Consider the following 13,057-nt stretch of genomic DNA (forward strand, 5'->3'; position numbering starts at 1 on the left):
GTGATGGGAGAGAATGTTCAAGAGTGGATTCTAAATGTTCAGATAAAGACATAAAAAAATGAGCGTATTCACATACACTCATTTTTACTACATTTTACTAAAATTTGCTTAACTGACTGGCATTACCTCTTTTGAGGGCTTTTTTTAAATTCTCCCCCCTAAAGGAGGAGAACAAGGCGTAAATCTTACTTACCTGTTTTTTCTTTAATAAACGCACGTGCGATTTTGATTTTTTCTTTAACCGGTTTTGGAAGTTTAGGTGGAATTAACTTCGCCACTTGGTTAAACCAAACCAGTAGACCAAAATCACCTTCCATTTTAATACTGCCATTTTGCATACCCGTCATGAATGCAGTTGGGTCACCTTTCATCAGGGTTTTTACGCCCTGTTCACTGTCCGCAAATTGCAAAATAAAGTCTGCTTTTTCAGCATCGCCTGAAACAGTATCAATCTGTCCGTTATTTACAATAATTTGACGTGCAACACCTAAATCCGTGCCGATTTGAATGCGGAATTGACGTTCATGAACCAATTCAATGAATTTAGGGCTAGTACGTGCAAGCTGTTTCATACGAAGCGCTAAACCTGCCACGAGTAAATCAAGTGGATCCGTACTGACATCAACTAAAGGTAGTTTTACGACAGGAATTGATGATAGTTTCATGACTTAAAGCCTATTGTAATTGTTGGAAAATTGACTGGCTTCATCCTAACATAACTTGGCTTTTGAGAAGTAAGGCTTTGTATCTCAAATCGGACTAATGCGTTCATAAAAAAATGCGCCCCTAGGCGCATTTTCATTGAAATTTTGTTCTGGCACTTATCGGCTCGAACATTGCTGTTCTTCATCATATACAGGCGTGTGTTCTATACATTGGCGCTTTGCCATCGCACGCTCTGCACGGCGGTCTTCACGTAACAATACTAAAGTGAATACCACCATTGCGGCCATTAATGCCGTTAAATAACTATAAGTCACTGATAATTCAAACATGGTTTGTGTGCCAAATCGAATCACTTCAATGAGTCCCCACACCAGCATCCCCGCCAGCATAAAACTTAACCAGCGACGATAAGGCGAGAAGAAAACAGCAATCACAGCCGCCGATACCAAGCTCAGGCCAACGATTGTTGCTAAATTCGCTGTTAACATAAAAACCTCCGTCATTTGACAGCTGACATCTCTTGTCTTACAGGATGCTGAGCCGTCTCACTACTGTATCTTCAGTAAATAGATTTGGTCGATCTCAATCTCTTGCAAGCATTATGCTGAGTTTTTTGCATAAAAAAAGTCTCGTTTTTTGTCCATGCGACACACCTTGTCGCAACATTATTTTGTCATTACATTTTTTCTTTTTAAAGAATTTCTAGAACAATGATGGCATCTCGTTTCGAGTGTCATTACAAAAAAAACAGCTGATTTTAGGCTAAAAAAATTAATTTTTCGAATGCTGTTAATCGTTGTTTTTATCGACAATTTTCTTCTACCGTTCATCGGATGAGCTGAATTCTTGGCATAAAAAAACGCAGCCTTTTGGCTACGTTTTTTAGTATGACTTAAATGGTTTTAAGCACGATTTAAATCTTTATCGTGCACACCAAGCAGGTAAAGAACACCATCTAAACCCACACTTGAAATGGCTTGATTGGCATTTTGACGCACCAAAGGTTTCGCACGGAAGGCAACGCCTAAGCCAGCTAAAGACAACATTGGCAAATCATTAGCACCATCACCGACTGCAATGGCTTGTTCTAATGAAATCCCCATTTCTTCAGCGATTTGTGTCAATAAGAAGGCTTTGCGGGCACCATCCACAATATGGCCTTTCACTTCACCTGTTACCGCGCCATCTTGTACGTCCAGTACATTGGCATGGACTTCATCGATACCTAGTTTTGCTTGTAGATATTCAGCAAAATACTGAAAACCACCTGACAAAATAGCCGTGCGATAACCCAATGATTTAAGCGTTGAAATCAGACGTTCCGCACCTTCTGTAACAGTCAGACGTTCTGCAATTTTAGGCAATACCGAAGCATCCATACCTTTGAGCAGTGCCACACGTGCACGGAAACTTTGTTGGAAATCGAGCTCGCCTTGCATAGCACGTTCAGTGATTTCAGCCACTTGAGCCCCGACACCCGCTTCAATCGCCAATTCGTCAATCACTTCTTGCTCAATCAGCGTTGAGTCCATATCAAAGCAGACCAAACGACGATTACGACGGTAAGCATTGTCCTCTTGAACGGCAACATCTACCCCTAGTTCGGTAGATAGACGTAAACATGCTGCACGCATCGCAGTGGCATCCAACATCTGGCCTTTTAAACCAAATTGAACGCAGGCACGGCGTGGACCTTCGCTTGATCCATCTAACTCTGGACGGCCAGATAAACGAGTCACAGTTTCGATATTGAAGCCTTGGCTCGACACAATATTTGTAACTGCCTGTAAATGAGACGCCTGTAATTCTGGCGCAAGTGCCGTAACGATATAGCGTGTGCGGCCTCCCTCATTTACCCATTGTTGATATTCTGTTGTAGAGATTGGTTTAAAGCGCACAGTTAAGCCAATATCATGTGCTAAAATCAACATCTCCTTCATGGCTAATGCTGTCGCAGTCTGGTCTTCCGACGAAACAACAATACCTAAAGTCAGCTGATTGTGGATGACTGCTTGTCCGACATCTAAAATCTGTAAGGAATGTGCGGACAAAACCTGCATTAATCGTGTAAATTGATTAGGTTGGTCAGGTCCTAAAAGTGATATAAGAATGATTTCTCGCATGAATTGACTCGGGTCTGAGCTACAACTAATGTAAGAATCATAATCTAAATTGAATAGAATTGCCTTGGAAGTTTACGTTGAATGCGCCTAGACAAGGGCTATTTGCTAGCCTATTAGTAGTTTGTTTTGCTTTGCATACCTTTTTATTGGTATTGGCAACAACCCACCAACTGAACGAAAACCGTGCCAGTCAGGGACAACTGATGACCAGTCAATTGGTTACAGACAGCCTATCTGAGCTTGAGCCGGCCAATACCGTATCATTAGCCTTACTTGCTGACCGCTATGCAACCAACCCGAGCGTGGCTTCCATCCGCATTTTAAATGCCAATAATCAAGTTTTGGCCACAGGCGGTTTGACCAAAACCCGTGACGGTGAAATCTTTGTTCGTGATGCGTTGCAAAACGAAAAGAAAGTCGGAACGGTTGAAATCACCTTAATTAAACCAAGTATTGGTGAAATCTTACGTACGCAATGGGCCGCGATTCTATTTTCATTATTCTTACATGGCTTGTTATGGTTGGCGTATCGCGCTATTGCACGTCCAAGTCGTACTGAATATTTAGCGCGAATCAACAATGAATCACGTCTAAAACACGAAATTCAAACGCTAGCGCAGGCTTTAGAACAAGAAAAACATAATGCCGCTGTGGCGATTGCTCAAGCGCAGCAAAATGCGCAAGCCAAAGCAAAACAGCATAAAGACATGAAACCAGTGGTTCTCGACAGCAACAGCTTGGCATTAAATATTCAATTTTATGATCCGAAACAGCTGCTCGATAGCGTCAACAAAACCGTGTCTGTGCCGTATTTTAATCTCTGCCAAATTTTCTTAAATAAAACCACAGAACTCTGTGTTCAACATTATAAATTGAACAGTTCGGACATCAGTACGGTACATAAGTTTGATGAACATGGCGCAACCATCAGCATGACCGCTGACACTCCAGATGCGCTGCGTTGCCTCACCATGATCAGCTCAGTATTCCAATTGCTTTCTGATGTTTTATATAAACGCTACCGTGAAGAAAAACGTTTCGTTTTACAAACCCGTAGCGCGATTTCAAGCTCTGTCGAAGCCATGCAATTGTCTTCTGTACAAGCGGCTGAGCGTTTAGTCCAACAATTGGTTGCCAAAGAAAGTGCCATTCATGTGCCGACAACTTTGCTCAAAGAGATTTCAGATCATTTCCAATTGGTCAGCTTGCCAAATCCGACCAATGTGTTGACGCGTCATGCGTTTATGCTCAATGGGATGGACAGTGATGCTGCTGAATTGGCTCAAAACTTCAGAACTGAAATTTTAAAATCCAAACAGTCAAAAGCCTCGTAAAGGTTTTAGCGAAATCAAAAATCCCGACTTAAGTCGGGATTTTTTTGTCTTAAACGGTCGAAATTTTCTGTGCAATCAAATATTTTTGCGCGTTATGCGGCTCGGCACCTGCTTCAACCGCGACTTTCTCCCATTGCCCATTCGACTGCATTTCCCATGCATTTTGATTATCTTCCAAATAGTTTAGTAAACCATCTTTCATAATGCGTTTTTTCAGACGGCTTTCTAAAATTGGAAAACAGGTTTCGACCCGTGAAAATAAGTTACGTCCCATCCAATCGGCACTGGCACAGTACAATCGTTTTTCGCCTGCATGCTCAAAATAATACACTCGAGTATGCTCTAAGAAGCGTCCGACGATAGATCTCACATGAATATTCTCAGACATCCCTTTGACCTGAGGAATCAAACAACAAATCGAACGGATAATTAAATCTACACGCACCCCTGCTTGCGATGCACGATACAAAGCAGCGATCAGTTGCGGTTCCGTGAGTGCATTGACCTTTACAATAATTCGTGCGTATTTTCCCGCTTGTGCAGCAAAAATTTCCTGTTCAATCAATTTCAGTAATTCAGTATGCAGGGTAAATGGTGCATGCAATAACGTTTTCAGCTTCGCCATCTTGCCCATACCGGTCAGTTCCTGAAACATGCGATGCACATCTTCGCAAATATCGGGATGCGTCGTCATCAGGCCATAATCGGTATACATCCGCGCATTGCCTGCGTGGTAATTACCTGTTCCCAGATGGGCGTAGCGTAGCAGCTGATTATTTTCACGGCGCACAATCAAAATCATCTTGGCATGGGTTTTATAGCCCACAATGCCATACACCACGACAGCCCCAGCTTCTTGCAATATATTGGCCACGGTAATATTGGATTCTTCATCAAACCGCGCCCGAAGTTCGATAACTGCGGTTACTTCCTTACCGTTGCGAGCCGCCTCCGCCAAAACTTGTACGATGTCCGAATCTGGCCCACTGCGATAAAGCGTCTGCTTAATGGCTAAAACCTGAGGGTCTTTTGCAGCTTCACGTAATAGGTTAATAACCGGTTGAAAGGAGTCAAACGGATGATGTAACAACACATCTTGTGTTTTTAATACATCAAAAATCGCGGTTTGTTTACGAAAAACTTTAGGAATAATCGGTGTATAGACCGGATATTTCAGTTCAGGTCGATTAAAACTGGCACTGAGACGCGATAAATTGATCGGGCCGTCAATGCGATAGAGCTCCTGCTCACTCAAATCAAATTCATCTAACAAATAATCAATAATGCTTTGCGGACAATCATCTTCAATTTCTAAGCGAACTGCCCGACCAAATCGCCGCGAAGACAATTCATCTTTTAAGGCCACCGCCAAGTCATCCACATCTTCAGCCAGAACTAAATCTGCATTGCGTGTCACTCGAAAGGCATAACAGCCCGTCGCTTTCATCCCCGGAAATAGGTCATTGATGTGTTGCTGAATAATGGCGGTCAGGAAAATTTGTGTCTCTGCACTGCCTTCAACCTCGGCGGGCATTTTGATTAAACGCGGCAATGAGCGTGGCGCAGGCACAATTGCCATTTCAATGGCACGACCAAAGGCATCTTTGCCTTCTAGACTCACAATAAAGTTGAGGCTTTTATTGACCAAGCGTGGAAACGGATGCGATGGATCTAAGCTAATTGGTGTTAAGACTGGTTGAACTTCTTTACTAAAATAATGGCTAATCCACGCCCGATGTTTTTCTAAAATATCTTTAAATTGAATAAAGCGAATGCCTTCACTTTGTAATGCAGGCAATACAGCATGATTGAGGGTCTGGTATTGCTCTGCAACCGTGTCATGAATCACTTGGGAAAGTTCATCTAAGACCACTTCAGTCGGAATGGCATCTGGCGTCCGTGCAATTGCATTCAAATCTCGTTGTTTCATCAGCCCCGCAATGCGAATTTCAAAGAATTCATCTAAATTGCGTGAAAAAATGATGAGAAAATTCAAGCGTTCAAGTAAAGGTAAACTTGAATCGAGTGCCTGAGCCAAGACCCGCCGATTGAAATCTAAAAGTGACAATTCACGATTATAATAGGTCTCTGATGAATGCTGAAAATGTGGCATACCCTCTCAATGCTGTTTGAAACAGTCTATATCTAAAGTGTTTGCCGGCATGTTAGGCAGCGGATATGACACTTATGTTACAAATAGCATTAATCAATTAAAAAAGCATCCAATTCTCTAAAACCGTATTCATCAAATCGTAAAATTTATTTTCGACATCAAAAAAAGAGGGACATTGCCCTCTATTTTACTGAATTGTTTTTTTGTTTATTGCACAGGCTTGTCTTGTTCCGATGCTTTGGGCTCACTCGTCCGTGCTGCCCAATAGGTTGCCAGTGCAGGACCCGAGATATTGTGCCACAAACTAAAAATCGCACTCGGCACAGCGGTCAGAGGTGAAGCGGCAAAATGGGTCGCCGCCAATGCCACACCCAAACCTGAGTTTTGCATCCCGACTTCAATTGATACTGCTTTACAGTCTGCATAGGGCAATTTAAATAGTCGGCTGGCCCAAAAACCCAATAGATAGCCCAAGCCATTATGTAAGGCCACTACCCCCAGAATCAGTAAACCTGATTGCAAAATCTGTGTTCGGCTACCCGCAATGATGGCCGCCACAATCGCCACAATTGCCACAACAGAAACCAATGGCATGACCTGTATATAGGCATCCACTCGGTGCTTAAAGACAGTTCGAATCATTAACCCCACAATGATCGGAAATAAAACCACTTGTAAAATTGAAACCAACATCGATGCCGCATTAATTTCAATCCATTGGCTTGCCAGCAAATAGAAAATCGCAGGGGTTAAAACCGGTGCGAGTAATGTCGAAACAGAGGTACAGGCAACAGATAATGCGGTATTGCCTTTTGCCATATAGGTGATGACATTAGAAGCCGTTCCACCCGGACAGCAACCGACAAGAATGACCCCGATCGCGATTTCTGTCGGCAGTTGTAATAATTTACACAAGAAAAAAGCCAATCCCGGCATCACAATAAACTGTGCCAAAACCCCGATCATCACAGCTTTAGGGCTTTGCAATACACTTTTAAAATCTTGCAGTGTCATGGTCATGCCCATACCCAACATAATGATGCCTAGCATCCATGGGATATATGCTTTTAACCAAACAAATACATCGGGAAAAAACATGGCGAGCGCTGCAAACAGCACCACCCAAATCGCAAATGTTTTCTGCACAAATTGAGTGAATTTTAAGAAAGCCGACATAGGCATCTTCCATTTAAAAACAGGGACAAAAAAAGGCACACCCTTGTGCCTTTTCTCAACTGAGCCCACTGGGTCATGCCAAAGATAATGCCTGTGCATGCTGCTGCACAATATCTTTCAGGTAAATACGCTTCACCCCATTCGCCAACATGTCTTGCCATGCATGCTGTAAAGAACCCTGTAAATCGATCCCTTTGGTCAAATCAGCAATCACAAAAGTTTCAAAACCAAGCTTACGTGCATCCATTGCCGTCCATGCAACACAGAAATCCGTGGCAATGCCCACCACAAAGACTGTATCAATACCACGTTCGCGCAAATAGCCCGCCAAACCTGTTGAAGTTTTCTGATCTGCTTCCATAAAAGCAGAGTAGCTGTCGATATGCTGATGAAAACCTTTACGGATAATCAGCTGCGCCGTCGGTAAATTTAAATTAGGATGCAATTCGGCATCCTGTGTGCCTTGTACACAATGCGTCGGCCACAGTACTTGCGCCCCATAACTCAACTCTATGCTGTCATAAGGTACATGCTCAGGATGATTTTCAGCAAAAGAGATATGGTCGGCTGGATGCCAATCTTGAGTCAGCACAATATTCGTAAAGTATTGCCCCAGTTGATTAATCCCTGGAATAATTTGATCGGCATTGGCAACAGCCAACTGACCGCCTGGGGTAAAACCATTTTGTACATCGACCACAATCAGCGCTGTATTTTTTTGCATATCTCTCCATCCGTTGTCATGCATTGTCGGCGACTCTACTGATTCGCTCATATTTTAAAAGCCTTAGTATTCAGTCCTGTGCATAAAAATAAAATGACTGTCCTTCCTGACAATACCGATACTTGGGCAAATGCTCAACCAAACGCTGTGCAAAGCGTGGGTAAATACGGGCTTTTCGCCGAGTCGAAGCATGAAAATAAAAATAGCGCGGTTGATGTTGAAAGATATATTTTAATAAATGGCTGCGTGTCTGTTGCATGACCTCAAACGCATTAATATTTTCAGCAACATCTTCTAGGGTAGGTTCATCGGCAAAGGCCAACCACGCATTTTGTCTCGGCTGCTGGCGATTTCTTTGAAATACAGGTTTGAGTTCCAAGATAAATTCATATTGATGTAGATACAAACTGAATTCACGTTGATCAACTTTAAAAATTGCGACCAGTTTTCTTGCTGACATAGCCCCTCTACGTTGATTTTTTATTTTCTCTTTCTGCTGTATTTTTACATAAAATACATTTATTTATCTTGGTTTAAAGCATTAGCGCGACTTCAATTGTCGCCATAAAAAAGCCCGCAATATGCGGGCTTTTTTGATATGACATGTTCCTTAAGATGGAATACGACGTACCAACAACAACATAAATACTGCAGAGATTGCGATACATGGAATTGCAGCGGTAATCACCCCTGCCGCACCAAAACCTGCTGCCAATAGCTGACCCGCAATTGCAGGGCCTAACATTGCACCGACACGACCAACGGCTGAAGCAACACCAACACCCGTACCACGTAACTGTGTTGGATATACGATACCACCGAAGGCATACAGCACCCCTTGGCAACCAATCACGAATGCACCGACTAAAGCTGACGCCATGTACATTTGGGTCAATGAACCTGCACCATTGAGCGCAAATAGACCTGCCAAAATACCGCCGTACATCAAAATGATCACATAAGCTTTCTTCCAACGGTCAGTCAACATACCTAAAATGATCGTACCAATGGTTGCACTCACCATGAAGTAGAACTGCGCAGTTGCACCATCTTTACGTGTGAAACCGAGTTCGGTGAACAACGACGGTAACCAGCTCAACATGATGTACACCACCATCAGGGTGAAGAAGTAGCTCACCCAAATTGAGAAAGTACGTAAACGGTTTTCTGTGTTAAAGAGGTTTTTGAAAGCACCTTGTTGCACTTCGCCATTGGCGGTCGCTTCAACCGCTTGATCTTTGGCTTTCAAGAATTCACGCGATTCGGGCAGGAACCAAATCATCAATGGAATCACAACAATCGGTAATAAACCGCCTAAATAGAAAATATTTTTCCAGTTTGCACCGAAGTCCGTCATTGCGACCAATGATAAGATTGCCGCACCTACAGGCATACCACAGTACATCAAACCGACTGCACGACCACGATTTTGTGGCGTTACCGATTCAGATGCCAAGGTAATTAAAATTGGCATTGCTGCACCTAAACCTGCACCTGCAAGAAAACGTACAGCGAGTAAGCTATGGAAGCTATTTACCCATACCGTACATAAGGTAAAGATGGCGAACATCCCCGTAGACCAAATTAATACTTTTTTACGGCCCATTCGGTCTGCAATCCGACCACCCACCAAAGCACCAGGTAATAATCCTAAAATACCGGCACTAAAAAACACCCCTAGCTGCGAGCTATCCAGCCCGAAATATTCACGAATCCCTGCTGCTGCAATACCTGCAGCCTGAATATCCAGACCTTCGATTACGGCAATAAGGAAGCAGATTGCTACCGTGACAATAGCATGCTTATTATCTGACTTTTCCATTGGAGAATCCTTGTTGTCATCAGCGTTCAAATTAAGTCGCATCATCGCTGAGCCTTATAAAGGATATAACTACCAATAAGTTGAAGCCTTTCGTCCAAAATTGGATTACGTGCATGGTGTAATAGTTTTTGTGCTTTAAGTCACAAAGTCGTAAAAACAATTAAAAATTTAAAATAAAAAAATATGAATCGTGCAATGAACAGTCAAATCAAGCGATCTTTTTAAACACTCATAAAAACATGTCTATTTCTATTAGATATAAAAAAGATTATTACCCAAGTTTTTAACAATCATTTGTAATAAAACCCGAGCGAATTGATATAGTTTTTAAATCTTTAGTCATTGTTATTTAATCTTAAATTCTGATTAAAAAGCACGGAATACACATAGATCAACCTTTTGCTGATGATTTAATCAATCCCATCAACCATGCCAACCCTCTCGATTGAATAAAACATTTTCAAGATTCAGCCCTTGCTGAACAATTTTCAGGCTGCAAAAAAACCGCTATTTTACACTTGATTGTTTTAAGTTTGATTTGTATAAAGAATTTTATGGCTTTGACCAAAGCATATTGTTCTTATGCGTTTGATCAGTCATAATTTGCGTAAGCATTATTCAACTTGGGTATAGCCCAATGAACATGCTACAAATCAAAATTCGAAACCATCCAGAAATCAATATTTCATCTTGTCGGATGGACAAATAGGATAGCTTTTCAAAATGACTCAGCAAGCTCAGACCATTCAAGGTTCAATTGTCGCAATCGTCACCCCAATGTTTGAAGATGGCAGCGTAGATTGGAAGAGCCTCGAGAAGCTGGTTGAGTGGCATATAAAGCAAGGCACCAATAGTATTGTTGCTGTAGGGACTACAGGTGAAGCTTCTACCTTGAGCATGGCCGAACACACTCAGGTGATCAAAGAAATCATCCGTGTGGCGAACAAACGCATTCCAATTATTGCCGGCACAGGTGCAAACTCAACCCACGAAGCAATTGAACTCACCAAAGAAGCCAAAGAATTAGGTGCAGATGCGGCATTATTAGTTACACCATACTATAACAAACCTACCCAAGAAGGCCTGTATCAACACTACAAAGCGATTGCTGAAGCTGTTGATTTACCTCAAATTTTGTACAATGTACCTGGCCGAACCGGTGTAGACATGCACAACGACACCGTGATCCGTCTTGCTGATATTCCACAAATCGTGGGCATTAAAGACGCCACTGGCGATGTTCCTCGTGGTCAAGAACTCATTGAAGGCCTTAAAGGCAAAGATATGGTGGTGTACTCAGGTGATGATGCAACGGCTTATCAGTTAATGGGTTTAGGTGCTAAAGGCAACATTTCGGTTACTGCGAACGTGGCGCCAAAAGAAATGAGCGAAGTGTGTGCAAGCGCTTTGGCGGGTGACGCAGTCCAAGCCGAGCAACAAAACAATACTGTTGCAAATTTACATCAAATTTTATTTTGCGAATCGAACCCAATTCCTGTGAAATGGGCACTTCATGAGATGAACCTGATTGAAACAGGCATTCGCTTACCATTAACACCCCTTGCAGAACAATATCGTACTCCGCTTCGTGAAGCACTCATCACTGCGGGCGTTATCAAATAAAGAAGAGCAAACATCATGCAATTACGTTTAGGACTTAGCCTGGCACTTTCAGTATTTACATTAGCCGGTTGTAGTTCACTTGCCTTTAATAATGGCACACTGGACTATAAACAAACCACAGATGTTGAACCGCTGAAATACCCTGAAGGGTCAATGGTTCGTCCTGCAACGCCTTTGTATCCTGCTCCATCAGTTGACCCGCTAGCAATTGAGCATGCACCAAAGCTTGAAAATAAGCGTGGCAATCGCTATGCCCTTCCGCGTCCAGCCGCGGAAAAAAATAATGTCGTCGCAGATTCCTCAACAGACAGTACAAATATTAGCCACCCTCAACTATTGGTGGATGGAAATCAAAATCCACTGATCAAAGTTGAAGGAAATTCTGCTACAATTTGGCAATACACACTTGCTACCCTCAGCAGCCTTAACCATACCATTGTTGGTCAGAGCAAAAACCGTTACGAAGTAACCGTCAAGGTCGATCAGCAGACCTATGTCTTAAGACTTTCTTCTGTAGGTTCAAGCAATAACATCGCTGTGTTCAATGCCGATAACAGTTTTGCAGACAAAGAAAAAGCTGCAGATCTGTTAGCTCAGATTTACCAAAATTGGCCAGCCTAGTCGTACTAGGCATTTTTTCTCGAAAAAGGTTCCCTCATGTTAAAACAAACCTTGCTCTATACTGGTAAAGCGAAATCTGTTTATGAAACAGATAGTTCTGACCACCTCATCCTAGTTTTCCGTGACGATGCTTCTGCATTCAACGGTGAAAAAATTGAACAACTGGATCGCAAAGGTAAGGTGAACAACCGTTTTAACGCCTTTATCATGGAAAAATTGGCTGCGGCTGGTATCGAAACTCATTTCGAAAAACTTCTTTCTCCAACTGAAGTTTTAGTGAAAAAATTAACCATGGTTCCTGTAGAGTGCGTAATTCGTAACTATGCAGCAGGTTCACTTTGCCGTCGTTTAGGCGTTGAAGAAGGTAAAGAACTTACTCCGCCAACTTTCGAATTGTTCTTCAAAGACGATGCGTTAGGCGACCCAATGGTGAATGAATCACAAGCGATTGCTTTAGGTTGGGCGACTGCAGAACAACTCGCTCAAATGAAAGAATTGACTTATAAAGTAAACGAAGTACTTAAAGGTCTATTCGATGCAGGCAACATGCTGCTTGTTGACTTTAAACTTGAATTTGGTGTGTTCCACGACCGTATCGTACTGGGTGACGAATTCTCTCCAGACGGCTGCCGTCTATGGGACAAAGACACTAAGAAAAAACTCGACAAAGACCGTTTCCGTCAAGGTTTAGGCGGTGTAGTTGAAGCTTATGAAGAAGTTGCTGCACGTTTAGGTATCGACCTTTCTGATATCTAAGTCGTTCATCGATGTAAAAAACCGAGCTCTTTAGCTCGGTTTTTTAATGAAATATTACTCGATTAATCTATGATCGAAAAAACAAATGTTAACGATAAA

Annotated in this window: 12 protein-coding genes; 4 read left to right on the forward strand and 8 right to left on the reverse strand. The window is 42.4% G+C overall.

Going from position 1 to position 13,057, the window contains the following annotated elements; all coding sequences use genetic code 11:
• Positions 1-185: 185 nt before the first annotated feature.
• The 3 genes from FTT94_RS13345 to serB form a co-directional block, all read right to left on the reverse strand.
• A complete protein-coding gene (locus tag FTT94_RS13345) occupies positions 186-665 on the reverse strand; it encodes an SCP2 sterol-binding domain-containing protein (RefSeq protein WP_078190615.1) in 480 nt (159 codons plus the stop codon).
• Between the two features lie 156 nt (positions 666-821).
• On the reverse strand, positions 822-1,154 hold the full coding sequence (aciT, locus tag FTT94_RS13350) for an AciT family ciprofloxacin tolerance protein (protein WP_078190616.1): 333 nt from the start codon (positions 1,152-1,154) through the stop codon (positions 822-824).
• A gap of 414 nt (positions 1,155-1,568) precedes the next feature.
• Positions 1,569-2,789 (reverse strand): phosphoserine phosphatase SerB, encoded by a 1,221-nt coding sequence (serB, locus tag FTT94_RS13355; RefSeq protein WP_078193257.1) that lies wholly within the window; start codon positions 2,787-2,789, stop codon positions 1,569-1,571.
• Between the two features lie 77 nt (positions 2,790-2,866).
• Between serB and FTT94_RS13360 the strand changes: the two genes are divergently transcribed.
• Complete coding sequence (locus FTT94_RS13360; RefSeq protein WP_078190618.1) at positions 2,867-4,123, forward strand: hypothetical protein; 1,257 nt, start codon at positions 2,867-2,869, stop codon at positions 4,121-4,123.
• Between the two features lie 49 nt (positions 4,124-4,172).
• Here the strand turns inward: FTT94_RS13360 and ppk1 are convergent, their stop codons facing one another.
• The 5 genes from ppk1 to mhpT all read right to left on the reverse strand — a co-directional run bounded on the left by ppk1 (position 4,173) and on the right by mhpT (position 9,958).
• Positions 4,173-6,236: a polyphosphate kinase 1 gene (gene ppk1 / locus FTT94_RS13365; protein ID WP_180170947.1), complete on the reverse strand. Its 2,064-nt coding sequence runs from the start codon at positions 6,234-6,236 to the stop codon at positions 4,173-4,175.
• A 207-nt stretch (positions 6,237-6,443) separates the two neighbouring features.
• Positions 6,444-7,412, reverse strand: coding sequence for a bile acid:sodium symporter family protein (locus FTT94_RS13370; RefSeq protein WP_078190620.1), 969 nt, complete (start codon positions 7,410-7,412; stop codon positions 6,444-6,446).
• 73 nt (positions 7,413-7,485) lie between these two features.
• Positions 7,486-8,136: a bifunctional nicotinamidase/pyrazinamidase gene (gene pncA / locus FTT94_RS13375; RefSeq protein WP_180116200.1), complete on the reverse strand. Its 651-nt coding sequence runs from the start codon at positions 8,134-8,136 to the stop codon at positions 7,486-7,488.
• A gap of 70 nt (positions 8,137-8,206) precedes the next feature.
• A complete protein-coding gene (locus FTT94_RS13380; protein ID WP_168379713.1) occupies positions 8,207-8,596 on the reverse strand; it encodes a hypothetical protein in 390 nt (129 codons plus the stop codon).
• Between the two features lie 150 nt (positions 8,597-8,746).
• Entirely contained in the window at positions 8,747-9,958 is a 1,212-nt protein-coding gene (mhpT, locus tag FTT94_RS13385; protein WP_180170948.1) for a 3-(3-hydroxy-phenyl)propionate transporter MhpT, read from the reverse strand.
• Positions 9,959-10,681: 723 nt separating this feature from the next.
• Here mhpT and dapA point away from each other — a divergent pair.
• The 3 genes from dapA to purC are packed head-to-tail and all read left to right on the forward strand — an operon-like array spanning position 10,682 to position 12,958.
• The gene (gene dapA / locus FTT94_RS13390; RefSeq protein ID WP_078193262.1) at positions 10,682-11,581 is read left to right on the forward strand and encodes a 4-hydroxy-tetrahydrodipicolinate synthase; all 900 of its coding nucleotides are present in this window, start codon (positions 10,682-10,684) and stop codon (positions 11,579-11,581) included.
• Positions 11,582-11,596: 15 nt separating this feature from the next.
• Positions 11,597-12,202: a lipoprotein-34 precursor (NlpB) gene (locus FTT94_RS13395; protein WP_168379718.1), complete on the forward strand. Its 606-nt coding sequence runs from the start codon at positions 11,597-11,599 to the stop codon at positions 12,200-12,202.
• 36 nt (positions 12,203-12,238) lie between these two features.
• Positions 12,239-12,958 (forward strand): phosphoribosylaminoimidazolesuccinocarboxamide synthase, encoded by a 720-nt coding sequence (purC, locus tag FTT94_RS13400; protein ID WP_078190626.1) that lies wholly within the window; start codon positions 12,239-12,241, stop codon positions 12,956-12,958.
• The last annotated feature ends 99 nt before the right edge of the window (positions 12,959-13,057 follow it).

Source organism: Acinetobacter sp. YH12027 (assembly GCF_013420085.1).
Lineage (GTDB): Bacteria > Pseudomonadota > Gammaproteobacteria > Pseudomonadales > Moraxellaceae > Acinetobacter > Acinetobacter amyesii.

Excerpts from the sequence above, each read along its gene's own strand:
- FTT94_RS13345 (WP_078190615.1), bottom strand. The coding sequence starts at position 665 with ATGAAACTATCATCAATTCCTGTCGTAAAACTACCTTTAGTTGATGTC.
- aciT (WP_078190616.1), bottom strand. The coding sequence starts at position 1,154 with ATGTTAACAGCGAATTTAGCAACAATCGTTGGCCTGAGCTTGGTATCG.
- serB (WP_078193257.1), bottom strand. The coding sequence starts at position 2,789 with ATGCGAGAAATCATTCTTATATCACTTTTAGGACCTGACCAACCTAAT.
- ppk1 (WP_180170947.1), bottom strand. The coding sequence starts at position 6,236 with ATGCCACATTTTCAGCATTCATCAGAGACCTATTATAATCGTGAATTG.
- FTT94_RS13370 (WP_078190620.1), bottom strand. The coding sequence starts at position 7,412 with ATGTCGGCTTTCTTAAAATTCACTCAATTTGTGCAGAAAACATTTGCG.
- pncA (WP_180116200.1), bottom strand. The coding sequence starts at position 8,136 with ATGCAAAAAAATACAGCGCTGATTGTGGTCGATGTACAAAATGGTTTT.
- FTT94_RS13380 (WP_168379713.1), bottom strand. The coding sequence starts at position 8,596 with ATGTCAGCAAGAAAACTGGTCGCAATTTTTAAAGTTGATCAACGTGAA.
- mhpT (WP_180170948.1), bottom strand. The coding sequence starts at position 9,958 with ATGGAAAAGTCAGATAATAAGCATGCTATTGTCACGGTAGCAATCTGC.
- dapA (WP_078193262.1), top strand. The coding sequence starts at position 10,682 with ATGACTCAGCAAGCTCAGACCATTCAAGGTTCAATTGTCGCAATCGTC.
- FTT94_RS13395 (WP_168379718.1), top strand. The coding sequence starts at position 11,597 with ATGCAATTACGTTTAGGACTTAGCCTGGCACTTTCAGTATTTACATTA.
- purC (WP_078190626.1), top strand. The coding sequence starts at position 12,239 with ATGTTAAAACAAACCTTGCTCTATACTGGTAAAGCGAAATCTGTTTAT.